This is a genomic window from Verrucomicrobiia bacterium, assembly GCA_019634625.1.
GTDB lineage: Bacteria > Verrucomicrobiota > Verrucomicrobiia > Limisphaerales > CAIMTB01 > CAIMTB01.
Window position 1 is genome coordinate 193,467 of record JAHCBA010000003.1, and the last position, 25,435, is coordinate 218,901.

Genomic DNA, 25,435 nt, shown 5'->3' on the forward strand with positions numbered 1-25,435 from the left:
GCAGCGTCAGGGTGGGATTTCGGCCCAGAGGGTGGGGATGGGGTGGGCGATGCCGCGGAGTTCGACGGGGCCGTTGGGGGTGCAGGGGAAGCCGGGACCGAGGAGGGAGCGGGTGGTTTCGGTGATCAGGATACGATCGGGTTGGGAGGCGGTCTGGAGGCGGGCGGCGACGTTCACGACGGTACCGATAATGGTGTAGTTGAGTTGCACCTCGCTGCCGAAGTTGCCGACCACGCATTCGCCGGAGTGGATGCCGACACGGATGCAGGTGCCGAGATCGCGCGCGGCACGGACCATGTCACGGGCCATGCGGAGGCAGCGGCGGGCATCCTCGTCGGGGCCGGAGGAGTCGGGGTCGCCGAAGAAGACCATGACGGAGTCGCCGATGAACTTGTCGAGGGTACCGCGGTGGCGTTGGGCGATCTGGGCCATGCGATCGAGGTAATCGTTGAGCCAGGCGGCGAGTTCGGCGTCGCCGGTGGCCTCGGTGCGGGCGGTGAAGCCGACGATATCGGAGAAGAAGACGGTGAGGTAGCGGCGCCGGGTTTCGCGGCGGACGGCGCGTTCGCCGGAGAAGATGGCGGCGTGGACCTGTGGGGAGAGGTAACGGGCGAGCTGGGTGGCGAGGCGGCCGAGTTTTTCGCGGGCGGCGCGAAGCTGGAGGTGAGTATTGACGCGGGAGAGGAGTTCGGCGGCGTGAAAGGGTTTGGTCACGTAATCGACGGCGCCGACCTCGAAGCCCTTGACGACGTCCTCGGACTCGCGGTTGGCGGTGAGGAAGATGATGGGGATGTCGCGGAGGTCAGGATGGGCCTGGAAGGCCCGGCAGGTGGCGAAGCCGTCGAGGTCGGGCATGACCACATCGAGGAGCACGAGATCCGGTTGGGCGCGGCCTGCGAGGTCGATCCCCTGACGGCCGGAGCGGGCGACATGGACCCGGTATCCTGCGGCCTGAAGGATGGTGGCGACGACCTGGAGATTTTCGGCCGTGTCGTCGATCACCAGGATGCGAGCCGGCACCGGGGTGCTCACGGGGGGAGGGGATCAGCCGGGCGAGAGGAGTTGGGCGGCGGCCTCGGCCATGCCGGGACCGGTGAGGCCGTGTTTGCGGTAGAGATGATCGGCGAGGTAGGCGCTCTGGCCGAACTCGCCGGGGATGCCGAGGCAACGGAGGCGATGGGGGATGCCGGCGCCGCTGAGGGCGGCGGAGAGTTGGGCGCCCATGCCGCCCACGACCTGGTGATCCTCGATGGTCACGAGGCGTCCGCCACAACGCCGGACGGCGTCGCCGAGGGTGTCGAGGTCGGGGCGGTTGACGAAGGGGTTGTTGATGACGGTGGCCCGGACGCCCTGCTGGGCGAGGATCTGGGCGGCCTCGATGGCCTTGGCGAGCAGGACGCCGGTGCCGACGAGGACGACGTCGTCGCCGGTCTGGAGGACCTGGGCGCGGCCCCAGGGGTAGGAGGCTTCGGGGAGCCAGTGGAGGGGGTAGTTTTCGCGGCCGACGAAGAAGACATAGGAATCGCCGTCGCGCCCGGCCTTGCGGTCGTCGGCCTGGCGCTGGATGGCGGCGTACATGAGGGCCTCGGCCTCATCGGCGCAACTGGGGGCGATGACCACGGTGTGAGGGATGGCGCTGACGGCGGCGAAGTAGGTGGTGGCCTGGTGGCTGGCGCCGTCGGCGGCGTCCTGGAACCCGACGTGGGAGAAGAGGGCGATGACGGGGGCCTGGGAGAGGGCGGCCATGGTGAGGGGGAGGTTGCCCTTGGTGACCCCGAACTGGCCGAAGGTATCGACGATGGGGAGGAAGCCCATTTTGGCGAAGCCGGCGCCGACACTGATCATGTTGGCCTCGGCGACGCCGACCTCGAGGAAGCGACCGGGGAAGGTTTTCTGGAAGGGGCTGATGCCGGTGGAACCCTGGACATCGGAACTGATGGAAAAGACGGGGTAGCCATCGACGGCGGCGCGGATGGCGGCGCGGGCGAGGCCGGACTGGACCTTGTCCTTCTTGACGGCGGGAGCCGGGGACGGGGAGGGGGGCTTGGACTTCCTGGCCTCCTCGGCGCGCTGCCAGGCGTCGTGAAGTTCGGCGGCCCAATGGGTGAGTTCGGCGGGGGGGGTGTCGCCGGCGTAGATTTCGGCGATCCAGTCGCGGATTTTCTCGGCATTGCCGAGGGGGAAGCCGTGACCGCCGGCGCTGTTTTCCTGGGTGGCGCGGATGCCGTAGCCCTTGATGGTTTTGACCCAGAGGCAGACGGGGCGTTGGGGATGGGCCCGGGCCTCATCAACCGCCTTTTCGAGGGCCTGGTACACGGATTCGAGGTGATGTCCGTCGGGGACGCGGAGGACATTCCAGCCGAGGTCGTTCATGGCCTCGAAGGTGGGCTGCATGGAGAAGGCGTCCTGGGTGATGCGCCCGGAGAGTTTGGTATCGTTGTCGGAGAGGACGAGGACGAAGGGGTTGAGGCGGCCCCTGGCGGCGAGGCCGGGGATGGCGGCGAAGGCCTCGCGGGATTCGCCTTCCATGGCGGCGCCATCGGAAACGACGAGGAGGGTGACGCGCTGGCGACCGGCGGCGTGATCGGCGAGGGCGAGACCCTGGGCCTGTCCGACGGATGAGCCGAGGGGTCCATTGGAGAGGAGGACGCCCTCGGGGTTGAGGTGGGATTCGCCGTGGCCGGTGAGTTTGCTGTCGATGCTGCGGAAGAGGCGGAGGTCGGCGAAGGTGAGGCCATCGAAGCCGTAATTGGCGCGGAGGGCATAGAGGCCGTTTTCGGCGTGGCCGGCGTCGTTGACGTAATTGAAGGCCTCATGCCACGGGTGGCCTGGGGTGGCGAACATGAGGGCGTGGATGGCGGCATTGATTTCCGCGAAGGCGGCGGGGCCTCCCCAATGACAGGCGGCGCCACCCTGGACGGCATGGATGTTCATGAGGGCGACCAGGGCCCTTGTGGCGCGCGGGTCCGCAACGGTCACCTCGGCGCCGGCGGCGTTTCGGACGGTGACGGCATAGCGGGGCGGGTCGGTTGGGGCAGGGGCGAGCCGGGTTGGCAGTTCGAGCGGGGACAGGGGCGGAGCGGAAACGGATTGGGCAACGGAGTTGTCGGCGGCCATGGCGATGCTTGGTGATGGTTGGGCCTCTGCGGCGCGTACCGGCGGGGAGCATGATGGGGGTGGCGCCCGGGGAAAAGGCGGAAACGGGCGGAGTCTGGGGAGGGGGGACGGGAGGCTGGCGGTTGCCGGATTGAGGCTTGAACTGACGGGGGCGGGCTGGGCACCCTTTCCCCGGTTTTTTTGACTTATGGCCGATCTTGCGAACCGCTATCCCGAGAACACCGGCGGGAAGTACTACGTGGATAACCAGTGCATCGACTGCGACCTGTGCCGGGAGACGGCGCCGAGCAACTTCCAGCGGAATGACGACGGGGGGTACTCGTACGTTTACAAGCAGCCGGAGTCGGCTGAGGAGGAGGCGCAGTGCAAGGAGGCGAAGGAAGGATGCCCGGTGGAGGCGATTGGGGACGACGGTTCGTAGGGGCGCCGGTGAGGGGAGGGATTTCAGGAGGCTCGCGGGCGTCGGCTCGCGGGCCTTTTTTTGCGGCGGTGCGGGCGGGGTTTCGAGAGAGGCCCAGGGAGGCCGAGGGCGGTTGGCGAGGTGTCGCATGAAGACGGGCGCGGAGGAGGGTGGCAAGGAGGAGGCTCAGAGACCGGGCCCGGCAGGGGAGCTGGGCGGGTTTCGACCGCCGGTGCCCCTGGCGCCGGGGCGACGGTTGTCGGACGAGCTGCAGCGGTTGATCCGGGCGTTCGAGGAGCGGTCGGTGTCGCTGCGGGAGGTGCTGGAGGTGATGCACGGGCGCGGGTACGACATGCTGTTGATTCTGCTGGCGATCCCGTTCTGCACGCCGATTCCGTTGCCGCTGTTTTCAACGCCATTCGGGGTGGTGATCGCGCTGATTGGGTTCCGGCTGGCGACGGGTCAGAAGCCGTGGCTGCCGGCGCGGCTGCTGGACCGGCGGCTGCCGGCGAGATTCTTCCCGATGTTCCTGGCGGCGACGCGGCGGCTGGTGCGGATGCTGGAGGTGCTGCTGAGGCCGCGGCAGATGTGGCTTGTGCGGTGGTGGGCGCTGCGGCGGGGGATGGGGTTGATGATCCTGGTGTCGGGGCTGCTGCTGTTGCTGCCGCTGCCGATCCCGTTCAGCAACTTTCTGCCGGCCATGACGATCGTGTTGCTGGCGTGCGCGATGCTGGAGGAGGACGGGCTTGCGGCGCTGGGAGGGGGGGCATTCTTTCTGCTCACGCTGGGGTTCTTTGCGGCGATCGTGTGGGGGGGTGCGGAGGTGATCCAGTGGTTGGAGGATCGGTTTGGGGGAGGGTTGCTGGACCCGCAGTACGAGGAACCGCTGGAGTTATAGGGAGACCTGCCAATGGCGGGAGGCAGGGTCAGGGCTGGGCCTGGGGCAGGGGTACGGACGGGGTGATGGGGCTGTCGAGGTGGAGGGAGAGGCCGCGTTGCCGGCGGCGGACGCCGACTTCGGCAGCGCCGGTGGCCTGGCGAAGGAGGGTGGCGAGTTCTTCGAGGGTGCGGACGGGCTTCCACCGAAAGGACTGGATGAGGTCGAAGGGTAGGAATCCGGCCCTGGCGGCGGGGGAGTCGGGCGGGACTTCGAGGACGATCACGCCGCCGACCTCGACGCTGACGCCGACGCTGGAGGCTTCCTCGGGGCCGGCGAGGGATTTCAGGGTGGCGCCCATCCAGACGTGTCGGAGGGCGGCCTCGGGAGCGGCGGCGAATTGGGCGGCGCGGGCGGCGGGGAGTTCGGGGGTGCTGGCAATGGCCCGGAGGTTGGGGCGGCGGACGCCGAACCGGTCCATGGGGAAATTGCGGAAGCCGAGGGTGAGGGCGGGGGAATCGGGGTGGACGCGGTAATCGCCACGTTCGGGATCGAGGAAGCGGGCATCGGCGAGGATCGAGGAGGCGTCGCGTCCGCTTTGGGCCTGGAGATTGGTGGCGGGCAGCGGGGTGTTCCGGCCGGGGGTGTGGAGGAGGTTGAAATCCGATTCGTCGCCCCAGGGAGTGGGGACGCGGATGGGTTTGTAGGTGTCGAACACGATATTGCGCCGGAAGATGTCGCCGCTGCCGCGGTACCAGACGTGGGGATGGAAGGAGTTGGCGACCATCACGTTGTTTTCGCAGAGGCGGCCAAAGCCTTCGCGGAGCTTGATGCCGCCGCTCAGACAGAGGTTGTCGCGGATCTGGTAGTTGGAGGAACCGTCGTCGAGGTCGATGTCCCAGCCGTGGTCGCAGCGCCAGCGGTTGTTGCGAAGGATGACGGGCCGGACGGCGTCGAGGAACGGCAGTTGGGGATGGGGACTGGCGGCGAGGGTGTTGGCGTCGAGGTCCTCGAGTTCCCAGTAGCGGTCGCGTCCCCAGGAATTGAAGGAGCCGTGGTCCCCGGTTTCGAGGACGGTGTTGAAGACGTCGCAGAACTCGATGACATGGCCGCCCCAGCAGCCGTCGCCGATGTTGATGCCGGCGCGAGGGACATCGTAGAGGGAGCAGTGACGGACGGTGATATCCCGGGCCATGGCGATCTGGATGGGGGCGGTTTGTTTTTCGATCTGGCCGGTGCGGTAGATCAGACAGTCTTCGACAAGGCCATCGGCGGGGTAGTCCGGGGTCAAGGGCCCCGGGGTGAGGTCGAGGTCGGCGAAGCGCTGGCGTTCGCCGTATTCGAAGAGGGGGTTGCAGACGGCCCGGGGATCGCCGACGAAGGCGACGCCGTTGGCGCCGGCGTTGGCGATGTGACATCCACGGACGACCGTGCGGCGGTTGTAGCGACTGACGAAGACGGCATTGCCTCCGACGGTGTCGAAGAAGGCGTCTTCGACGGCGCAGTCCTCAGTGCCCTCGAAGAGGAGTGCGCCGCCACGATAGATGGTCCAGTCGCTGCGCAGAAGGGGTTCCCGGGTCTCCATGAACGTGCGGGCGGTGTGGCGGAAGGTGAGGTTGCGCAGGGTGATGAAGCGGACGGGACGTTCCGGGGTGCCGCGCAGTTCGACCAGGTGGGCGAGCCGGGCCGTTTCGAACCGGGTCTGGTGGGGATCGAGGCGGGTGGGCGGGCGGAGGTAAAGGAGATCTGCGGCGGGGTCGTGGAACCATTCGCCGGGGGCGTCGAGTTCCTCGAAGATGTTCTCGACCATGCGGAAGCGAGGGTGGAGGCCGAGCCGCCGGTTATTCTGCCAGCCGCCTTCGAGGCGGAGGGTGTCGTCGGGGTTGCGGCCGAGGATGCGGAAGTGGAATCCGCCCCATTCATGGCGGTGCAAGGCATGGAGGAAGCCGCCGGAGGGATCTGCCCAGCGGGCGACGCGTTCAGGGGCGATGGCGTCGGGGTCGAACCCATGGAAGGGACGGGTATCGGCGTGGAAGTTCGGGTAACGGGCCATGGGCAGGCGCTGGCCGTCCGCGAAGAGTTGGTCCATGGCGATGCCTTTGGGGACGGCTGTCCGCAGGATGCCGTCGCGAAACGGCTCCCAACGCGGGTTGAGCGGTGTGCCGCCGCTGAGCACGGCTGTCTGGCCTTCGGCCGCCTGCCAGACGACCGGGGCGTCGCGGGTTCCGGAATCGGCCGCCGTCAACACCAGGGTGTCGGCGAGGTAGTGGGTGCCTGCGAGGAGATGGACTGTGACGGGCTGTCGTCCGGCGATGCTGCGGGCCGCGAGTCGGGCATGGTTGGGCGATGGGAACGGGTCCGCGAGGGTGCCGGCGGCGCGGTCATGACCGCTGGGGCTGACATAGAAGTCGGCGGTGAACGCAGCGAGCGGGACCAGCACGGCGGCGAGGAGACCTGGGAAGATGGGGTGCGGGCGGAGGCCGCGGAGGGGGTGGGTCACAAGAGTGTTCTAGGGGCTTCGGGCCGGGCTGTAAACGGGTTCGGGATGATCGGATTGCGGTCTCGAATCCTGAGCTGCGGAGTCAACAATTAAAATGCCTGACCTACTATTCTATTGGATTTAGGCAACCAAAAAGCGCATGGCCCTTTTCCAGTCGTCAATCGTCAACACGCAATTGCGCCTGGCCTATTAATTCTCTCCTCAGTCAACAAAAATGTGCCCGACCTACTAATTGGATTTCAGTCAATAAAAGTTTGCCTGACCTTCTATTTGGATTCGCCTCGCTCACTCCTCTTTTTGCCCGAAGATCTGCGGCGCCATCGCTTTCGCCTTCCTCCGTACTGCGTGGATACGGTTTAGCGGGTCGATACGGTCAAGGCCACAGCCTTCCAAGCCGCCCCACACCCCTCCCCACCACCGCCCACCCTCCCCGACTTTGTCAGTAGCCTTGCCTGCAGGGCGTGGGGAGGCAGGATTGGGCAACCCGGAGACGCTCATGGAACCCTTCACCCTGCCCGCGACGATCGCCCCAAAGGATGTGGATGCCGCCTACGTTCTCGCGCAGGAGCGGTATGCGGCGGTCGGGGTGGATACCGAGGCGGCGTTGTCGGTGCTGGCCGGGGTGTCGGTGTCGATCCACTGCTGGCAGGGGGACGATGTGGGAGGTTTCGAGGCCCGGGGCGGGGCGCTGGGGGATGGGTTGGCGGTGACGGGGGACTATCCCGGGAAGGCGCGGACGCCGGATGAACTTCGGATGGACTTCGAGCGGGTGCTGGCCTGGGTGCCGGGACGGCACCGGTTCAATCTGCACGCCAGTTATGCGGACACGGGCGGGGTCCGGGTGGATCGGGATGCGCTGGAGCCAGGGCATTTCGCATCGTGGATCGACTGGGCGAAGGGGGTGGGGATCGGGCTCGATTTCAACCCGACGTTCTTCGGGCATCCGCGGGTGGAGCGGGGCTGGACGCTGACGCATCCGGACGCGGGGATCCGGGAGTTCTGGGTGGAACATGGGAGGCGATGCCGGGCGATCGGGGAGGCGTTCGGGCGGGCGCTGGGGACGCCTTGCCTGACGAATCTGTGGATTCCGGACGGGATGAAGGATACGCCGGCGGACCGGAGGGGTCCGAGGGAGCGGCTGCGGGAATCCCTGGAGGCCATCTACCGCGAGCCGTGCGATCCGCGATGGAACGAGGACTCGGTGGAACCGAAGCTGTTCGGGATCGGTTCGGAGAGTTACACGGCGGGGTCGCATGAGTTTTACCTGGGATACGCGGCGAGCCGGGGGTTGCTGCTGACCTTGGATTCGGGGCATTACCATCCGACCGAGGGGATCGCGGACAAGATCTCGGCGGTGCTGTGTCATCTGCCGCGGCTGGCATTGCATGTGAGTCGAGGCGTGCGCTGGGACAGCGATCACGTGGTGACGCTGACGGACGATCTGCAGGCGATTGCGCAGGAGGTGGTGTGGGGGGGGTACCTGGACCGGGTGCGGCTGGGGCTGGATTATTTCGATGCGAGCATCAACCGGGTGGCGGCGTGGGTGATCGGGTCGCGGAGTCTGTTGAAGGCGTTGCTGCTGGCCTTGTTGTCGCCGGTGGAGGCCATGCGGGAGGCCGAACGCGCGGGGGATTATGGACGTCGTCTGGCGTTGCTGGAGGAGGCAAGGCTGCTTCCGGCTGGGGCGGTGTGGTCGAGGCATTGCGAGGTGTCGGGGGTGCCGGATGACTTCGCGTGGTGGGAGCGTGTGCGGGAGTACGAACGGGGCGAGTTGAGCCGGCGGGGATGAGAGGGGCTGAGGAGGGGTTGAGAACGGCAGTTGCGCTGGAGGCGGGAGTTGGCGTGACATGGGGACTTCGATGCCGTTCACACGCGTTTTTGCCGATACCTCGCAGCATCCGCTGGTGCCGGTGCCGGTGCTGGCCGCGTTGCTGGCGCGGGGCCCTGCCCGGGCGATTGCGCCGGCGTTGCCGGCGGAGGCGGAGGGATACGGGCGACGTCCGTGGCTGGAGGTGGTGCAGGAGTTCCAGACGGCGGGCGGGGTGACGGAGGATCAGGTGACGCGCCTGATCGACGACGATTGCGAGTACGTGCGGCGGTTCGAGGACTTGAAGCGGTCGCTGCCGGAGGTGGCAGAGGTGACCGGCTGCCATTTGTTGAGTGTGGAACGGCTGGCCCGGTCGCTTTTTGCCTTCCGGTTGCTGGGGGACTACCTGGAGATTCTGACGCCACCGCACCTGACGTATGAGCGGGGTCCGCAGGGGACCGTGGATCTGCTGGCGCTGTTCACGCAGACGTTCCGGCGGCTGATCGGGGCGACGTGGTCGGTGCTGTTTCCGCCGGGCGAGCTGTCGCAGGTGGCGGATGCGTCGGCGCAGTTCTGGGTGGCGTGCCTGCATCACCTGCGGCCGGAGGAGATGGGCAACGGGTTCGTCGGGTATTTCCGGCGGCCCCATGCGGACCGGTTCCGGGTGTTGAATTCGGGGTTTGTGCCGGACCGGAGCCTCCGGGTGCGGGACGTGATCAGCGAGCATGTGGAGACGGCGAGCGACCGGTTGAGGAAGCTGCACGAGGCGGTGGCGGACGGGGTGAAGGAGGGACCGGAACGGTTGTTCGGGGAGATGACGCGGCTGGCGGGGAAGCTCGAGCTGCCGCTGGTGGTGATGCACTTCTGCCATCACCTGGTGCGGGAGTCGTGCGACGCGCTGGCGGGTCTCGACGGGAGGCTGACGGCGCGGGAGAACCGGTTTCTCCAGTACTTGCTGCAGCAGACGGCGCGGGCGATCGAGGAGTACGGGGCGCATTCGGGGACGCGTCCGGATTTGTCGCCGGACAGCGTGACGGCGATTCTGGCGGAGCTGGACGGGCTGGTGGGGATGGCGGAGGTGAAGCGGAAGATCCGGGAGGTGGCCAACGTGGCGCGGTTGCAGCAGATGCGCTCGGCGCAGGGATTGCCGCCGATCGCGACGAGCTATCATGCGGTGTTCACGGGGAATCCGGGGACGGGGAAGACCACGGTGGCCCGGTTGCTGGGGCGGATCTACAAGGCGCTCGGGGTGTTGCGGAAGGGGCACCTGGTCGAATGCGACCGGGCGGCGCTGGTGGGGGAGTACGTGGGTCAGACGGCCCCCAAGACCAACGCGGTGGTGGACGGGGCGCTGGATGGAATCCTGTTCATCGACGAGGCGTACACCCTGTCCCGGGAGCGGGAGGATTTCGGCCAGGAATCCATCGAAACGCTGCTGAAGCGGATGGAGGACAACCGGGACCGGCTGGTGGTGGTGGTGGCCGGGTATCCGCGGGAGATGGAGCGGTTCGTGCACTCGAACCCGGGTCTGCGGTCGCGGTTCAACCGTTTCGTCGAGTTCGCGGATTACCCGCCGATCGAGCTGTGCCGGATCCTGTCGCTGCTGTGCCGTCGAAGCGGGTTGCGGCTGGCCCCGGAGTTGAAGGCGCGGCTGATCGCGCTGTTCCATGCGCTGCATGTCCAGCGGGATTACCATTTTGGGAACGCGCGCCTGGTCCGGAATCTGTTCGAGGGGATGGTGACGGCGCAGGCGTCGCGTTTGGTGGACGGACCGGCGCCGGATGCGGAGGCGCTATCCCAGTTGGTGGCGGCGGACCTGGTGTGGCCCGACGGGGTGGTGGATGCATTGCCGCCCCAGGAGACGCGGCGGTACCGGGTCCATTGTCCGCACTGCGGGGAGGTGTACGGGTGGACGCCGGAATTGAACCTGACCGACGCGCAATGCACCCGTTGCCAGGGGATTTACGACGCGTCGTTCGGGGATGTGGCGATGGAGGCGACCGCGCCGGCGCCGCCCTGCACGGAGGGTTCGGGCGGTGCCCGGTAAGGGAGGAAGGTATTCGCCCGGATCGATGCCGGTGGGAGGGCGGGAACGGGGCGTCGGGAGATCAACGTTTGAAGCCGGTGATCATGCCTTTGAAGTCCTCGGTGGCCTTCTCGACGACGGCCTTGGGACCGGTGAACCGGACGAAGACATGGCCGGCGGGGTCTTCGACGATGGCGGCGAGCATGGCGAAGCCGGGCTTGGGGGTTTGGGGCCCGCCGGGCATGCCGCTGAGGTAGGTGCCTTCGGCGTGGACGTAGGTGACCTTGGTATTGGAGACGTTGGTTTCCTCGGTGCGGCCCTTGCTGGCGGCCCTGCCTCCCTCGAACTGGCGGAACCAGCGTTCGATGTTGGCGGCGGTGCCGCCGGCGCCGCCGGGTCCGAAGTGGAAGAAGACAATTTCACCGGCCTCGCCGGAGGGGTTGGGGACCTTGAGCTGGGCCTGGCGCATCGAGGACTGCGTGGGGACCCATTCCCAGGCCGCGGGACGTGCGAAGGTGAGGGTGCTGACCTTGAAGGTGTCGTTTGCCGCGTGGGCTTGAAAGGCGAGGAGAACGGTGGCCAGCGCCGGGAGGGAACGAAGGAGGGTGCGGAACATGAGGGCGTAGGGTGTGGACGGAGGCGGAATTGTCAAACCAAGGGAAGGCTTCGTTCCGGCGGCTGGCCGAATCCGAAGGTGGCGAGGAAATGTTCTTCCGGGGCGGCGATGCGGACGGGCCGACGGGTGAACGGGTCGCGATAGCGGAGTTCGATTGCGCGCAGGGCCAGGCCGCCGCCTGCGCGGCCGTAGAGGTCGTCGCCCAGGACGGGCCAGCCGTCGGCGGCCAGGTGGAGGCGGATCTGGTGGGTGCGTCCGGTGACGGGGCGGGCTTCGATGAGGGCGCGGTCGTGGGCGGTGGCGAGGACGCGGAAAGCGGTTTCCGCGGGCTTGCCGTGTCGGCGATCCACACGGCGCCGGGAGACGTCGTTCGGGTCGGTTCCCAGGGGGAGCTGGCAGATCCAGGTGTCGTGCCGGGGGATGCCCTGGACGACGGCGAGGTAGCGCTTCTCCATCTGGCGGGATTCGAACAGGCGTCCCAGGCTTTCGACCGCGCCCTGGGTCTTGCCGAAGAGGAGAATGCCGGTGGTCGGGGCGTCGAGGCGGTGGATGTAGCGAAGGAACCGAAGGTGCCGGGACCGGGCCCAGAAGGCGCCGGCACCGATGGAAGACTGGATGGCGGCCTGGAGATTGCGGTCCGTCTTCTGCCATCCGAAGGGCACCAGCATCCAGCCGGCGGGTTTGTCGATGGCCAGCACGGCGCGGTCTTCGTAAAGGATCGGGATGCGGACGGCGTCGCGACCGCGACCGAGTTCGACGTGAGGCGGCTTGGGCATGGGGGCGGAGGGCGGAGGGCGGAGGGCGGAACGGGGTTCGGAAGGAGTGAGAGCAGGTAAATGGCCCTAAACTTCGTGCATATGCACGAAGTTTAGGGCTGTTTCGATGGGGGGTGAAGGAGGCGGAGGGCGGCGGGGAGGAGGTGGAGTGTGGCGGGGAGCCAGCCGACCCATTCGCCGTCGAGTTGGAGCGGGGTGGGGCGTGGGGCCTGGAGTTCGAGGTGGCGGATGCGGGCGGCGAGGAGGTGAGGGGATGGAAGCCAGCGCCGGGTGAGGTAGGCAACGAGGGCGCGAAGGAGCAGGCCGGGAGTGATGGCGGGGACGAGGCGTGCGTGGAGGAAGCCGCTGTCGAGGGCGCCGTCCTCGAAAACCGGGATGGCACCGGCGTAGTGGCGTCCGTTGCCGGCGAGGAGGAGGGGGCCGCGGGCGGGCGGGTTCCAGGAAGGGCATTCGACGAGGTCGGAGTGGCGGCGCCAGGCGCGCCAGGCGGCGGCGACGTAGGCGAGTTTGCCGAGGCGCCGTTTGAGGCGGGGATCGACTTCGAGAACGGCGCGGGCATCGAGACCGGCGCCGGCGACGGCCAGGAAATGGGCGCGGGCCGGCTGGAGGCCGGGGTCCTGGAATTCGGCGAGGCCGACATCGACGGGGCGGGGGGTGCCCTGCTGGAGGAGGTTCCAGGCGCGGGCCGGGTGGAGGGGGAGGCGGAGTTCGTGGGCGAGGATGTTGGCGGTGCCGAGGGGGAGGATGCCGAGGGTGGCACGGGCGAGGCCGTCGGGGACATCGGCGATGCCGTTGAGGACCTCGAAGACGGTGCCATCGCCGCCGGCGGCGACGAGGGTGGTGAAGCCGGCGTCGAGGGCGAGGCGGGCGAGGAGTCTGGCGGAGCCGGGGCCGGTGGTGGGGCGGAGTTCGGCGGGGGCTGGGAGGGTGTGGAGAAACTGGCGGAAGGGGCGGGCGCGATTTCCGCCGGCGGCGGGGTTGAAAATGACGCAGGCGCGCATGCTAACGCGTCTGCCAGAAGACGATGAGGAGACCCCAGAGGAGGAGGCCGAGGACGACGCAGACGAAGATGATGCGGTTGCGGGCGACGCGGCGTTCGTAGCGGAGGGGGCGGAGGCCCTGGATGCTGCCGGCGGCGAGGTAGCTGACGAGTTTTTCGTTGGAGGGTGGGGGATCGACGATCTGGCCTTTGAAGCGGCGCCACCACTGGCCCCAGACGGGGCGGCGGAGTCCGAGTTCGACAGCCTCGCGGCCGGGGGCGTCGGCGGGGCGGGGTTCGAGGGGGCGGGGCGGGATACGCTCGAAGACGGGATCGTGGGAGGGGTTGGCGGGGCGTTGGGGGGGCGCAGAGGACTTGGCGGAGCCCTTGGGGTCCTTTTCGGGGGCGAGGTTGCGATTGAGCTTGGCGATCTCGGCCTGGAGTTCGGCGATGCGGCGATTGAGGGACTGGGCGCGCTGGTCCAGCGGGTTCTGTTTTCGGCGGAAGAGTCCCATGGCACAGCGAACCGCGGGCGGGGATCAGCTCCGGCCCATGACCAGGGCGAGGAGGATGCCGACGGCGAGGATGGCGACGGCGACGGGCCAGGTGAGGGCGAGGCCGAGGCGGGCGAGTTCGGCGGGGGACCTGCCATCGACGAGCCGGGCGCGTTCATCGGCGGCGAGCGGGGAGGAGTGGCTGCCGGGGGCGTCGGGGGTGCCACTGAGGACGGGCCATTTGAGCTGGGCGGAATTCCACTCCATGCGGGCGTTTTCGAGGGTGGCGAGGGCGCGGGCGAGTTCGGTGCTGTAATGCTCGGCGGACCAGGAATCCTCGCGAATGGCGGAGACCTTTTCGAAGGCGGTGCGGAGGTCGGTGAGGGAGCGGGTGAGTTGTTCGGCTTCGCGACGGACGGTTTGTTCGGACTCTTCGAGGAGTCCGATGCCGCGGGTCAGGTGGGTCATCATCTCCTCGCGTCCCTGTTCGAACTCGATGCGGCGGCGGCGGGCCTCCTCGAGCTGGGTGCGTTCGCGTTCGAGTTCCTCCTGGCGCCGTTTGAGTTCGGCGAGGGCCTGCTGGGTGGCGGTGACCTGGTGCCCGATTTCCTCGCGGGTGGGGGGGCGTGGGGAGTGGGGCGCGCCAATGGCCGAGACCGCCGGCGCGGCGGGGCGCCGTCCGGGCTGGAAATCGGGGTCCACGAAGTCGGAGTGATCAAGGTCGCCGCCCATGGGAGGGATGCTAAGAACGGACCCTGGGAAGTAAAGCGGCGAGGACTTTCCAGCCGGGATGTGTCTGGTAGCGTCGTCCCCGAATGAAGCGTGTTGCAGGGCTCGTCCTGGGGATCCTGGGAGTGGCCGGGATCATCCCGGAAGGGGCGGCGTATGTCCGGACGATCGAGACCAGCGTGGAGTATCGATTTGCGCATCCGGAGGAGCGGCGCTGGCACCTGACGCAGACGGTGGCGTTGCGGCACGCACCGGAAGCCCTGGGTTGGCAGGAGGTGACGACGCGGGAGGGGACGCGCCGGGGCCGGATGGGAAGCCGGGTGGTGCTGGGGGTCGGGGAGGGGGTGGCGTTTCCGGGGGAGGAGGTGGTGCGGTGGGGGTTGCGGGTGGATCGGACGGTGGGGGAGCGGCTGTGGATCCTGCAGGCGCGGGACGTGCGGGCAGCGGCGGAAGCGGCTGCGGCACTGGCGGGGAGGTCCGGGGTGGAGGTGGCGGTGCCGGTGATGCGACGGTCGCTGGCGCAGCATCTGCCGTTCGGGCCGAGACTGAACGATCCGTATTTCACCAGCCAATGGCATTTGGAGAACCGGGAGGCGGACGGGACGCGGGTGGGACCGGATCTGAATCCGCGCGGGGCGTGGACGGCGACGCGTGGGACGGGGGTGGTGATTGGGATCGCGGACGACGGGTTCGAGACGGATCATCCCGATCTGGCGGCGGCGGCGGCGTTGGCGACCGGGCTGCATTACGACTTCACGCGTGGTTCGGCGACGGCGGCGGTGTACGGGGGGCATGGGACCTGTGTGGCGGGACTGGCCGGGGCGACGGGGGACAACCGGGTGGGGGTTTCCGGGGTGGCACCGGCGGCGGGGCTGGCGAGTTGGGCGATCTTCGACCGGTTCGGGGACATTGCGAGTGACGAGCGGTTGATGGACATGTTCGAGCACCGGATCCAGGAGGTGGCGGTGCAGAACCACAGTTGGGGCAATGCGGACACGGCGCTGTACGCGCCCAGCGCGCTCGAGGCGGCGGCGATCGGGAATGCGGTGGATCGCGGGCGCGAGGGACGGGGGGTGATCCTGGTGCGGTCGGGGGGGAACGGGCGGGCCTGGGGAATGGACGTGAATGATGACGGGTACCCGAACGATCCGCGGGCGATTGCGGTGGCGGCGGTGCGGCGGGACGGACGGGTGACGAGCTACAGCAGTCCGGGGGCGTGTCTGCTGGTGGGGGCGTTGAGCGGGGACGACGACGACGAGGGGCCTTCCGACAACCTGTTCACGACGGATCGGGTGGGGGCACGGGGGTACAACACGCGCGCCTATGCGGATGACCGGGCGAACTATGCGTTTGGTGACACGGGCTTTTTCGGGACCTCGGGGTCGGCGCCGCAGGTGGCGGGGCTGGCAGCCTTGATTTTGTCGGCCCGGCCGGAGTTGGGATACCGGGACGTGCAGCAGATCCTGCTGCATTCGGCGCGGCACTGGGACTTGGCGGACCCTTCGGTGCGGACCAACGGCGCGGGGTACCGGGTGAGCCACAACCAGGGGTTCGGGGTGCCCGACGCCACGGAGGCGGTGCGGCTGGCCCTGACGTGGGAGCCGCGCCCTCCGGTGATGCGGGTCACCGAACGGGTGAGCGGCGTGCTGGCGGTGCCTGGGGACGGGCCCTCGGTGTGGATCCGGGAGGGGAGCGCCGCGGAGCGGCGGGTGGCGGCGCAGTACGCATTGGGGCCGCACCCGGACGCACCGACGGAGCGGTTGCCGCTGGCGTATGTGGGGCGGGCGCTGGGTCCGATTGGAGAGGATCTGGGGGGGCGGGCGGCGCTGATCGAGCGGGGGGAGATCTTTTTCCGGGAGAAAATTGACCATGTGGCGCGGGCGGGCGCGGCATTCGCGGTGATTTACAACAACGTGGACGGCGACGCGCTGATCATTCCCGGGGGAACGGAATTCTCGCCGATCCCGGCGGCGTTCGTTTCGGAGAACGAGGGGCGTGCCCTGGTGGCGCGGTTGGAGGCCGGGGAGGCGGTGGAGGCCCAACTGAGGCTGGAGAGCGTCGAGCGGACCCTGGTGGTGACCGACACGCTGATCTGCGAGCATGTGGGGTTGCGGGTGCGCGCCCGGCACGGCCGGCGTGGGGATATGCGGATCACGCTGCTGTCGCCGAGCGGGACACGCAGTGTTATGCAGCGGTTGAACTATGACGAGGAGGCCGGTCCGCAGAACTGGACCTATTGGTCCACCCAGCACTTTTATGAGCCGTCAGCGGGGAACTGGGTGGTGACGTTTTCGGATCAGGCGGAAGGGGTCGCCGGGGAGATCCTTGAGGTGGAGCTGATCATCCGGGGCGTGCCGATCGCGGACACCGATGGGGACGGGCTGGACGATGCGTGGGAAATGCGGTGGTTTGGGAATCTCGACGCGGGGCCTGCGGAGGATCCGGACCGGGACGGTTCTTCGAACGCGCGGGAACAGGCGTTGGGGACGGATCCGACGCGGGAGGAGCGCGAGTTCCGGGTGGTGGTGGCACCCTACGACGAGCAGTCCTTGCGGTTGAGTTGGCCCGCCACACCCCACGCGGAATACGGGGTGCTGGTGGGCGAGGGCGCGGGGTTGCTGGCGACCGAGGTTGGGCGGGTGAGCGGGGCGTTTCCGGAGGGGGAATGGATTGTTCCGGTGGGGCGGGAGGAGAACCGCTTCTTTCTGATCGAAGCGCGGCCGCTGGAGTAGGGGCGGGCTTGTTGGAGGCGGTTCAGGGGTCCGGGAGGGGGAGGATGAGCTGGAGGTAAGCCACGTCGAGCCAGCGTCCGAACTTGTGACCCACTTCGCGGAGCTGGCCGGCGGGCTGGAAGCCGAAGCGGCGGTGAAGCCGGAGGCTGGGCTCGTTGGAGGCGTCGATGGCGGCGACGAGGACATGGAGGCCGATGGCACGGGCGGACTCGATGAGCGGCGGGAGCAGGAGGGAACCGAGGCCCCGGCCGCGATGGGGCGCCGCGATGTACACCGACACCTCGGCGGTGAACCGGAACCCGGCACGGTCGTGGAACCGGCTGAGGGAACTCCATCCCAGGACTGTCCCGTCGTGCTCGGCCACATAGATCGGGAAGCCGGTCCGTTGGTGGTCGAGGAACCACGCCTGGCGGTGGTCGAGGGAACGCGGCTCGAAATCGTAGGAGGCGGTCGTGTGCAGGACCGCGTCATTGTAGATCGCGAGGATGGCGGGGCAGTCGTCGAAGGCGGCAGGCCGGATGAGGACCGGGTTCATGGGGCGGTGACGGTTTTGTTCAGCATTGAGCGGGAGGTCCGGGCAGGATCGAACCCATCGGGCCGGGCCGAAGCCGTCGCTTCGATTCCTTGCTTTCTCCGCCGCGCCTTTGTCCGGACACATTCCCGATTCGCCATCCGCCCGGGCTACCAGGCGGCCGTCAGGAGGGCGACCCCTTCCTCGCGGGTGAGGGACACCGGATTGGTCTTCATGCTGCTGGCCTGGGCGGCCTGATCGGCGAGTGTCCCGAAATGGTCCGGTTCGATTCCGTATTGGCGGAGGGGGGGGATCGCCAGGGATCGGGTGAGGTGGAGGACCCATGCGACGGCGTCATCCGCGCGGGCGCCCGGGTCCTGGAGCAGGGTGCGGGCGACGGTGTCGTAGCGGTCGAGGGCGGGTGAGTTGGGATGGCGTTGGCGGAGGGCGGCGAGGTTGACCGCCATGGCATGGGGGAGAAGGGCGGCGCAGACGGCGCCGTGGGGGGCGGGGTGGGCGCCGCCGATGGGAGCGGCGAGGCCATGGACAACTCCGAGTCCGGCGTTGGCGAGGGCGAAGCCTCCAAAGAGCGCGGCGAGGGCCATGTTGGAGCGCGCCGGGAGATCACCGCCGTCCTGACAGGCGCGGAGCAGCGAGGCGGCCACGCGGGGGAGTCCGTCCTGGCAAAGGGCATCGGTGAAGGGGTTGGCGCGGAGGGAGACGAACGGCTCGATCAGTTGGGTGAGGGCGTCGAGGCCGGTTTGGGCGGTGATGGCCGGGGGGAGGGGGAGGGTGAGTTCCGGATCGACGAGTGCGGCATGCGCGAGGAGGAAGGGGCTGCGGAGGCTGGCTTTGACGCGGTGTTCGCGGGCGGTAAGGACGGCATTGCGGGTGACTTCGGCGCCGGCCCCGGCAGTGGTGGGAATGGCGATCCAGGGAGCGGACGGGCGGGCGAGGGGTTGGGCGCGTCCGACCACTTCCAGATAGTCGTAGAGGTCGCGCTCATTGGTAAGGAGACCGGCGATGGCCTTGGCGGCATCGAGGGCGCTGCCGCCGCCGAAACCGACGATGACGTCGAAGCCGCGGAGTCGGGCCCGTGCTACGCCGGAGGCGACATGAAGGGTGGTGGGTTCGCCGGGGACGGCGAAGGTGTCGGAGGTGATACCCTCGGCGGCCAGGGATTCGAGGACGGGCCGGGCGCGGGCCGGTTGGGAACCGGTGACGACAAGGGCGCGTTTGCCGAACTGGCGGGCGATCCCGCCGACATGGCGGACCGTGCCTGGACCAAAGACGATGCGGGTGGGGGAAGCGAAGTCGAAGGGAGCCAGGCCCGGGATCGGGGAAGGATCACCAGCCGTCGTCATGGGGGAACAAGGAATGGTAGCGGGTGCTGCGGCGGGGTTCGGCCATGAGCGATTCGACCGTGTCGCGCCAGCGGAGGTAATGGGCGGTGGCCTTGTGGGCGGCCGGGGCGTCCGCAGTCCGGTAGGCCTCGACGAGGACGAAGCGGGTCGGATCGTCCTGGTTCTGGACGACATCGAAGCGGGCGATGCCAGGTTCCTGGAGGCTGTGCTGGGCGTTGTCGAGGGTGGCGGCGAGGAAGGCGGCCACGGCGTCGGGTTTCACCTGCACATGGACATGGACGACGAGCATGATGCTGGCGGGGAGGGTAGAGGGGCAGTGGCGGCGGTCGCGAGCGTGATTTCGGGGTGCGCGATTTCGCCAGAATCCCAAGCGAGCATGCTCGGCCCAATATTGTTGGGACTTTCCGGGTGACCCGGGGGGTTCGAAGGGCCGCAGGTATGGGGAAGCTTGGCAGGATCCGAGGGGGTTCGGAGGAAAAGGCCATCAGAGATCAGCGAGAGAGAGGGCGAATCGGCGTTGGGACGTTGAAGAGCCCAATATATTGAAACAGGCTGTTTAAGATTGACGCGCTCTCCGCACGTCCCGCCTACCCGTCCCAGACTCCACCTTCCACGGTGGGCGCAGCGTCAACAAGATAGTGCCGGTCTTACTAAGCTTGGGACGTCAACGGAATTAAGTCAGGTCTAATAATTAATTGAATTGGGCCGGAGGTATCGGCAGGCGGGCGCCATCTGCGTCAACAATCCATGGGCCTCCTTAGTAAGCCCGGTAAGTCAACAGCATATTGTCAGGCCTACTATTGACTCCGGACTCCGTGGCGAGAGGTATCGGCGGGCGGGCGACAGGAGGGCACCATCTCCATTTCGCCACAGTATCGTTCCCGAGCGAAGGACGGCGGCGCCAGGCTCGCGATCCTGAGAACGGGCTGGAGGGGGTGGGATTGGGGTGGGGTGGGACCATCGGCAATCGACTGAACGCGAGGACGAGCATGAAATCGATCATCGAGAATGGGGTTCGGGGAGGGGTGTTGGGAGGCATGATGGCTTCCGTCGGAGTCGCGGCTGGCATCATCAACTTCGGTTTTGAGAGCGGGGATTTTTCGGGTTGGGACGTGGATCCCGGGACGGGCTGGGCCTATGTCGCCCAACCAACGTTCTACACGCACATGAGCATGGCCCCCGTTTTGTATCGGTACGGCGGGTACGAGGGCAGGGCGATGGCGGTGCTACACCCGGGCACGGACGGCGTGGAGGCGACGCTATCGCAGACGTTCGAGCTGTCTGGAGGGAGCAGGGTTCGCGGCATGGCGGGTTTCTGCCTCCAGCCGTGGTATCCGCCGGAGGCGGGTGCGTACGTTTGGATGGATGCGCCGGACGGCACCCGCACCGTCCTGTGGGAGGCGGTGGCCGAATGGGGCGGGGTGTACTGGGAGCAGTTCGACGAGATTGACAGGTACTGGCAGGGCAAGGGGTGGGACGGCTGGACCTACGACGCGGAGGTCACCGGCATCTACACGCTGACGTTCGGTTGCCATGGAGTGGGAGAGTACCCGGTGGCGGGGGTGTTCGACGGGGCTTCTGTCGGGACGTCGCCGGTTCCTGAGGGCCTAGGCACCCTGGGGGCCGGGCTTGCCGCGTTTGGAGTGCTGGCCGGCTGGCGGCGTGCGCAGGCTTTTCATGGGCGGGGCGACGGGTAGGGTCTGGCGCCACGCACCATGTCGAACTGTGAAACCGAACTCATCCGGAGGAAGTCCCGTCGCTGGACCTGTGGAACCCTGATCGGGCTGGCATCCGGGCTGGTGGCCGCCGCGCTGGCGGCGGAGGACCCGTTTGCAGCGAATGTGCGGTCCAGCGATCCGCTGACGCCCGAGGAACAGTTGCGCCAGTTCGAGGTGCCGGAGGGATTCGCGGTGCAGTTGGTGGGGGCGGAGCCGGACATCCACAAGCCGATGAACCTCGCGTTCGATGCGGCGGGCCGGCTTTGGGTGACGTCCAGCCGGGAATATCCGCGGCCCGCGCCGCCGGACCGGCCGGGCCGGGACCGGGTGACGATCTTCGAGGATTTCGGGCCGGACGGGCGGGCGCGGAAGGTCACCGAGTTTGCGTCGGGTTTGAACATCCCGATCGGGGTGTATCCGTACCGGTCGGCGGGGGCGGATGGGCGGATGACGTGGAAGGCGGTGGTGTGGTCGATTCCGCACGTATGGCTGTTCGAAGATGTGGACGGGGATGGGAAGGCGGACCGGCGTGAGCGGTTGTACGGACCGTTCGATTACACCCGGGACACGCACGGGAACCAGGCGAGCTTTCGACGGGGATTCGATGGGTGGATGTATGCGACCCACGGATTCAACAACGACTCGCGCGTCGCGGGGCGCGACGGGCACACGATCCGGATGCAGTCCGGCAACACCTATCGAGTCCGGCTGGACGGGTCGCGGATCGAGGGCTTCTCGTGGGGCCAGGTGAATCCCTTCGGCATGGCGTGGGATCCGGAAGGGAATCTTTACTCGAGCGATTGCCACAGTGAGCCCATCTACATGCTGCTCCCGGGCGCCTATTACCCGAGCTTCGGCAAGCCCCATGACGGTCTTGGCTTCGCCCCCAGCATGATGGAGCGGATCCGTGGATCGACGGCCATCGACGGGGTGTCGTACTCCGCGGAAGGGCTCTGGCCCGAGGCGTACCGGGACAGTCTGTTCATCGGGGACGTCATGACCAGCCGGGTGTACCGGGACAAGGCGGTGCCGCGGGGTTCCGCGCGGGTGGCGCGGCCGGAGCCGGATTTCGTAATCAGCCGCGACCCCTGGTTCCGGCCGGTGGACACCACGTTTGGACCGGACGGGGCGATGTACATCGCCGATTTCTACAACCGGATCATCGGGCACTACGAGGTGCCGCTGGATCATCCGGGACGGGACCGCGAGCGGGGCAGGATCTGGCGGGTGGTGCCGACCGGAGTGCCATTGCGGTCTCCGGCGTTGGAGGATTCGATCGAGGGCCTCCTCCGGGAGATGGCGTCGTCCAGCCTGACCCGGCGGTTGCTGGCGATGCACGAAGTGGAGGACCGGTTCGGGCATCGGGCGCTGGCCCGGTTGGAGGCGGCGCGGCGGAATCCGGCGGATGGGCATCAGCTTAGCCATGTGCTGTGGCTGTTGCACCGGTTGGGCGGACTCGACAACGAGGCGCTGATCCAGGCGGGCCGGCACGCGGAGGAGGCTGTCCGGATCCACGCCTTCCGGATCGTGTCGGAGCGCGCGCGATGGATGGCGGCGACGCCTCCGAACCCACCGCTGGCGCATCCGGTGACGCGGGCGGTGGTGGACCTGACGATTGCCGCGCTGGGGGATCCGAGTCCGGTGGTGCAGCGCGTGGCGGCGGAAGCCCTGGGCTGGCGTCCGCGGTTCCGGCTGGTGCGTCCCATTCTGGATCTTCGGCACCGGGTGGGAACGGACGATCCGCACCTGTTGTACACAGTGCGGCGGACGCTTCGCGAATTGCTAGCCCGGGACGAGGTGATGACGCGCGTCCTGGATGCCGAATGGTCGGAGGCGGATCGGGCGGCGTTGCTGGATGTCAGCGTGGCGGTCCCGTCCGAACTGGCGGCCCGGTTCCTGATCCGCCGTGGCGATTTTGCGGGTGGCGACGCGGCCTGGGTGCGGACGGCGCTGACCCATGCGGCACGGCATGCGGGGGCGGAGGACGGGGAAGCGTTGGTCACCCTGGTGCGGCGGCGGATGGGGGACGATGTGGATTACCGGCTGGGGTTGTTCCGCTCGGTGCAACAGGGGTTGGCGCAGCGCGGGGGTCCACTGGGGCCGACCATGCGGGCATGGGGAGAGGAACTCGCGGGGCAGTTGCTGGATTCGGTGCGTGGCTCGGGCGGTTGGGTGAACGTCCCGGTCGAGGGCGCCCTGCCGTCGGCGAACCCGTGGGATTTTCAGGAGCGTCCCTGCGACGACGGGCAGACCGCACGGTTGCTTTCCAGCCACCCGCGGGGCGAGGCGCTGACCGGGGTGCTGCGTTCCCGGCCGTTCGCGGCGCCCGCGCGTCTGTCATTTTACCTCGCCGGGCATGACGGTCCGCCCGGTGAACCGGCGCGGGGACGGAACCGGGTGCGACTTGTGGCCGCGGGGAGCGGGGAGATTCTGGCCGAGGCCGCCCCGCCACGGAACGACACGGCGCGCCGGATCGAGTGGAACCTGACAGCGCACGCCGGGAAGCCGGTGGTCCTCGAAGTGGTGGATGGCGACAACGGAGGCGCGTTTGCCTGGCTGGCGTGGGGACGGTTGGAGCCAGCGACGGTGCCGTGGCCGGAGGTGGCGCCGGCTCAGGTGGTATCCCGGCAGGTGGCTGCCGCCGAGCTGGCCAACGTGGTCGAGGCCGGGGCGCTTGATGGTCCCATTGGGGCGCTCATGCGGGATCGCAATTCCGACCCTGCGGCGCGGGCGGCGGCGGCGCGGCGTTTCCTCTCCGGCCCGCTGGAACGGGCGGCACTCGATCTGATGGCCGACGGCACCCAGCCTTACGACTGGCGGGCAGGATTGGCTGATGCGGTTTTGAGCGGGGATGGGGCCGCACGGGAGGCGTTTGTACTTTCGGTTTGGAAGGATGCGCCGCGCCGATTTCAGTTGGCGATTGCGGGAGTGGCTGCGGTCGAGGCCTCCGCGACAGCCCGGTTGGTGGCCTGGATGGAGGATGGCCTGGCCCCCGCCGGTCTGCTCCAGGACAACCGCCTGCGGGACCGGTTGCGCCGGGTCGCCAGCGGCGACGTGCAACGGACCATGGACCGGTTGTTGTCGGAACTCCCGGACGAGGATGCCGAAGTGGATCGCCTTCTTGAGGCGCGGCGGGCGGAATTCCTGCGTGCCCGGACGGATCTGTCGCGGGGTCGGGATGTGTACGGCATGGCCTGTGCGGCGTGCCACCAGCTCGAGGGGCAGGGCGGCCTCGTCGGACCGCAATTGTCCGGGATTGGAACGCGCGGAGTGGAACGATTGATCGAGGACATCCTGGCGCCGAACCGGAACGTCGATCACGCCTTCTGGACGACGTCGCTGACCTTGCGGGACGGGGACGTGGTGACGGGATTGTTCCGACGGGAGGAGGGAGCGCTGCTGGTGCTGGCCAATTCGGCGGGCCTGGAGTTCACGATGCCGAAGGCGGAGGTCACGGAACGGCGGGAGTCCGGAGTGTCTTTGATGCCGTCGAATTATGCCGAGGCGTTGTCCGAGGAGGATTTCCATCATCTGCTGGCCTACCTGCTTGCGCAGCGCGGCCAACCCTAGCGCACAGCGACCGGTGGTTCGGAGGGCTTTATGCAGGACAGCCCGGAGATCCGGTTCCTGGACTTACTCAGCTGCCGTGGCCAGAACGCGCCGGGCTTCCTCCAATCGGCCTCGTTGCACCCACAGGCCGATGCCTCCTGTGGCCAGGCCGATGTGTGGAGCCCACCCGGCGGCATCATCCCCGCGGATTTCACTCGGGATGCCGCAGGCGGCGAGGACCTGCTGGGCGCGTTCGGCTTCGTGACGCAGGGCAAAACTGGCCGAGGGAACAAGCTCATCCGGGGTGGCGGGCGATTCCATGGGGTCAGCATAGTCCGGGCTATCGACAGCGAAAGCCATTAAGGCGTGAAACCGGGGACTCGGGGGCACAGGGTTGGCGGCACTTCGTTTGGTGTGCACGCTTTAGTGTGTTCGGGTGGTTTGGGAGGCTCACGCTGAAGCGTGTACCCAACCGGGCTTGAAACGCGGTGCATCCCGGAGTCGTGGGGAGAGGTGCGAACGTCGCGAAGCGTCGCTTCGGAGTGCCGAGTTCCATGAAGCCTCAACAGTGTGGAGCGTTGGGTTGAGGACTCGCGGAGCTCGTCCCTCCGATTCGCGGCCCCCGCACCCACAACTCCGGGATGCACGGATTGAAACCTTGAAACCAAGGGGCGACTTTGCGCTTGCAGCCCGGCCGCTGGACGGCGAGTTTAGGCGCCCGGTCGCTCCAAAGGCGCTGGCACCAAATGGGATGCAGGTGCCTAACGAGGGGTTCTGCGCGCTTAGCTCAGTGGTAGAGCACTTCCTTCACACGGAAGGGGTCTAAGGTTCGAATCCTTAAGCGCGCACCATCCTCAAGGTCTTCCTGGTCAGTCAGATCCACCTTACCATCAACGACTTGTAGCTGCAGTCGTTTCCTTGGGGTGTGGACGTTCTTTGCCACCCGGAAGGAGGCGGAAGTCGAGGCGGCGCGGTTGCGGGAGCAGGTCGAAACGGCAGGCGCGGTCTGGTTGTCGCTCCCAACCTCCACCCGCGATGAGTTGGTCCGCTTCCACCAGGCTTGTGGCGCTCGCGGCCTGGACTGCTGGGATCTCTTGCGGGCGTACGATGGCCGGGAGATCCAAACCAGTGGCCCGTCGCCGGCCCTCAAGGCAGTGATCGACGAGCAAGGTGATGTTGCGCCCCGACCCAGCGTCACCCGCACGTCCGATGGGCTCCAGTTCCGATGGCAGCCGGGTTC

At 67.9% G+C, this 25,435-nt stretch carries 19 protein-coding genes and 1 tRNA gene; 8 read left to right on the forward strand and 12 right to left on the reverse strand.

Features of this window, described 5'->3' with window-relative positions:
- Positions 1–6: 6 nt before the first annotated feature.
- Together KF833_02955 and KF833_02960 are read right to left on the reverse strand one after the other, a co-directional pair.
- Positions 7–1,032, reverse strand: coding sequence for a response regulator (locus KF833_02955; GenBank protein ID MBX3744244.1), 1,026 nt, complete (start codon positions 1,030–1,032; stop codon positions 7–9).
- 12 nt (positions 1,033–1,044) lie between these two features.
- A complete protein-coding gene (locus KF833_02960) occupies positions 1,045–3,117 on the reverse strand; it encodes a transketolase (GenBank protein MBX3744245.1) in 2,073 nt (690 codons plus the stop codon).
- A 187-nt stretch (positions 3,118–3,304) separates the two neighbouring features.
- On the opposite strand from KF833_02960, the gene KF833_02965 reads away from it, so the two are divergent.
- Positions 3,305–3,538, forward strand: coding sequence for a ferredoxin (locus KF833_02965; protein MBX3744246.1), 234 nt, complete (start codon positions 3,305–3,307; stop codon positions 3,536–3,538).
- A 127-nt stretch (positions 3,539–3,665) separates the two neighbouring features.
- Complete coding sequence (locus KF833_02970) at positions 3,666–4,415, forward strand: exopolysaccharide biosynthesis protein (GenBank protein MBX3744247.1); 750 nt, start codon at positions 3,666–3,668, stop codon at positions 4,413–4,415.
- Between the two features lie 28 nt (positions 4,416–4,443).
- Here the strand turns inward: KF833_02970 and KF833_02975 are convergent, their stop codons facing one another.
- The gene (locus KF833_02975; GenBank protein MBX3744248.1) at positions 4,444–6,894 is read right to left on the reverse strand and encodes a peptide-binding protein; all 2,451 of its coding nucleotides are present in this window, start codon (positions 6,892–6,894) and stop codon (positions 4,444–4,446) included.
- Positions 6,895–7,390: 496 nt separating this feature from the next.
- Here KF833_02975 and KF833_02980 point away from each other — a divergent pair, with 496 nt between their 5' ends.
- Both KF833_02980 and KF833_02985 read left to right on the forward strand, forming a co-directional pair.
- Complete coding sequence (locus KF833_02980) at positions 7,391–8,683, forward strand: L-rhamnose isomerase (GenBank protein MBX3744249.1); 1,293 nt, start codon at positions 7,391–7,393, stop codon at positions 8,681–8,683.
- A 70-nt stretch (positions 8,684–8,753) separates the two neighbouring features.
- Positions 8,754–10,748: an AAA family ATPase gene (locus tag KF833_02985; GenBank protein MBX3744250.1), complete on the forward strand. Its 1,995-nt coding sequence runs from the start codon at positions 8,754–8,756 to the stop codon at positions 10,746–10,748.
- A gap of 61 nt (positions 10,749–10,809) precedes the next feature.
- On the opposite strand, the gene KF833_02990 is transcribed toward KF833_02985, so the two are convergent.
- The 5 genes from KF833_02990 to KF833_03010 form a co-directional block, all read right to left on the reverse strand.
- Positions 10,810–11,379, reverse strand: coding sequence for a hypothetical protein (locus KF833_02990; protein MBX3744251.1), 570 nt, complete (start codon positions 11,377–11,379; stop codon positions 10,810–10,812).
- Positions 11,376–12,119, reverse strand: a complete 744-nt coding sequence (locus tag KF833_02995) for an RluA family pseudouridine synthase (protein ID MBX3744252.1) — start codon at positions 12,117–12,119, stop codon at positions 11,376–11,378. Before KF833_02995 ends, KF833_02990 begins: the two co-directional genes overlap by 4 nt.
- A 92-nt stretch (positions 12,120–12,211) precedes the next feature.
- A complete protein-coding gene (locus KF833_03000; GenBank protein MBX3744253.1) occupies positions 12,212–13,120 on the reverse strand; it encodes a diacylglycerol kinase family lipid kinase in 909 nt (302 codons plus the stop codon).
- 1 nt (position 13,121) lies between these two features.
- Complete coding sequence (locus KF833_03005) at positions 13,122–13,613, reverse strand: hypothetical protein (GenBank protein MBX3744254.1); 492 nt, start codon at positions 13,611–13,613, stop codon at positions 13,122–13,124.
- 24 nt (positions 13,614–13,637) lie between these two features.
- Positions 13,638–14,324, reverse strand: coding sequence for a hypothetical protein (locus KF833_03010; protein MBX3744255.1), 687 nt, complete (start codon positions 14,322–14,324; stop codon positions 13,638–13,640).
- Between the two features lie 83 nt (positions 14,325–14,407).
- Here KF833_03010 and KF833_03015 point away from each other — a divergent pair, with 83 nt between their 5' ends.
- On the forward strand, positions 14,408–17,053 hold the full coding sequence (locus KF833_03015; protein MBX3744256.1) for a S8 family serine peptidase: 2,646 nt from the start codon (positions 14,408–14,410) through the stop codon (positions 17,051–17,053).
- Between the two features lie 22 nt (positions 17,054–17,075).
- Here the strand turns inward: KF833_03015 and KF833_03020 are convergent, their stop codons facing one another.
- From KF833_03020 to KF833_03030, 3 genes are all read right to left on the reverse strand, one after another.
- The gene (locus KF833_03020; GenBank protein ID MBX3744257.1) at positions 17,076–17,588 is read right to left on the reverse strand and encodes an N-acetyltransferase; all 513 of its coding nucleotides are present in this window, start codon (positions 17,586–17,588) and stop codon (positions 17,076–17,078) included.
- 146 nt (positions 17,589–17,734) lie between these two features.
- Positions 17,735–18,928 carry an iron-containing alcohol dehydrogenase gene (locus tag KF833_03025; protein MBX3744258.1) on the reverse strand — a complete coding sequence of 398 codons (1,194 nt, stop codon included), beginning with the start codon at positions 18,926–18,928 and terminating at the stop codon, positions 17,735–17,737.
- Positions 18,912–19,217, reverse strand: coding sequence for an antibiotic biosynthesis monooxygenase (locus KF833_03030; GenBank protein MBX3744259.1), 306 nt, complete (start codon positions 19,215–19,217; stop codon positions 18,912–18,914). The genes KF833_03025 and KF833_03030 overlap by 17 nt, the downstream gene beginning before the upstream one ends.
- 700 nt (positions 19,218–19,917) lie before the next feature.
- On the opposite strand from KF833_03030, the gene KF833_03035 reads away from it, so the two are divergent.
- Together KF833_03035 and KF833_03040 are read left to right on the forward strand one after the other, a co-directional pair.
- A complete protein-coding gene (locus KF833_03035; protein MBX3744260.1) occupies positions 19,918–20,625 on the forward strand; it encodes a hypothetical protein in 708 nt (235 codons plus the stop codon).
- A gap of 18 nt (positions 20,626–20,643) precedes the next feature.
- Positions 20,644–24,216 carry a c-type cytochrome gene (locus KF833_03040; GenBank protein ID MBX3744261.1) on the forward strand — a complete coding sequence of 1,191 codons (3,573 nt, stop codon included), beginning with the start codon at positions 20,644–20,646 and terminating at the stop codon, positions 24,214–24,216.
- Positions 24,217–24,279: 63 nt separating this feature from the next.
- Here the strand turns inward: KF833_03040 and KF833_03045 are convergent, their stop codons facing one another.
- Positions 24,280–24,516: a hypothetical protein gene (locus KF833_03045; protein ID MBX3744262.1), complete on the reverse strand. Its 237-nt coding sequence runs from the start codon at positions 24,514–24,516 to the stop codon at positions 24,280–24,282.
- Positions 24,517–24,971: 455 nt separating this feature from the next.
- On the opposite strand from KF833_03045, the gene KF833_03050 reads away from it, so the two are divergent.
- Positions 24,972–25,046: transfer RNA gene (locus KF833_03050), tRNA-Val, on the forward strand.
- Positions 25,047–25,435: the final 389 nt, after the last annotated feature.

Coding starts and splice junctions, on each gene's coding strand:
- KF833_02960 (MBX3744245.1), bottom strand. CDS start 3,117: ATGGCCGCCGACAACTCCGTTGCCCAATCCGTTTCCGCTCCGCCCCTG.
- KF833_02965 (MBX3744246.1), top strand. CDS start 3,305: ATGGCCGATCTTGCGAACCGCTATCCCGAGAACACCGGCGGGAAGTAC.
- KF833_02970 (MBX3744247.1), top strand. CDS start 3,666: ATGAAGACGGGCGCGGAGGAGGGTGGCAAGGAGGAGGCTCAGAGACCG.
- KF833_02980 (MBX3744249.1), top strand. CDS start 7,391: ATGGAACCCTTCACCCTGCCCGCGACGATCGCCCCAAAGGATGTGGAT.
- KF833_02985 (MBX3744250.1), top strand. CDS start 8,754: ATGCCGTTCACACGCGTTTTTGCCGATACCTCGCAGCATCCGCTGGTG.
- KF833_02995 (MBX3744252.1), bottom strand. CDS start 12,119: ATGCCCAAGCCGCCTCACGTCGAACTCGGTCGCGGTCGCGACGCCGTC.
- KF833_03000 (MBX3744253.1), bottom strand. CDS start 13,120: ATGCGCGCCTGCGTCATTTTCAACCCCGCCGCCGGCGGAAATCGCGCC.
- KF833_03005 (MBX3744254.1), bottom strand. CDS start 13,613: ATGGGACTCTTCCGCCGAAAACAGAACCCGCTGGACCAGCGCGCCCAG.
- KF833_03010 (MBX3744255.1), bottom strand. CDS start 14,324: ATGGGCGGCGACCTTGATCACTCCGACTTCGTGGACCCCGATTTCCAG.
- KF833_03015 (MBX3744256.1), top strand. CDS start 14,408: ATGAAGCGTGTTGCAGGGCTCGTCCTGGGGATCCTGGGAGTGGCCGGG.
- KF833_03020 (MBX3744257.1), bottom strand. CDS start 17,588: ATGAACCCGGTCCTCATCCGGCCTGCCGCCTTCGACGACTGCCCCGCC.
- KF833_03025 (MBX3744258.1), bottom strand. CDS start 18,928: ATGACGACGGCTGGTGATCCTTCCCCGATCCCGGGCCTGGCTCCCTTC.
- KF833_03030 (MBX3744259.1), bottom strand. CDS start 19,217: ATGCTCGTCGTCCATGTCCATGTGCAGGTGAAACCCGACGCCGTGGCC.
- KF833_03035 (MBX3744260.1), top strand. CDS start 19,918: ATGAAATCGATCATCGAGAATGGGGTTCGGGGAGGGGTGTTGGGAGGC.
- KF833_03040 (MBX3744261.1), top strand. CDS start 20,644: ATGTCGAACTGTGAAACCGAACTCATCCGGAGGAAGTCCCGTCGCTGG.
- KF833_03045 (MBX3744262.1), bottom strand. CDS start 24,516: ATGGAATCGCCCGCCACCCCGGATGAGCTTGTTCCCTCGGCCAGTTTT.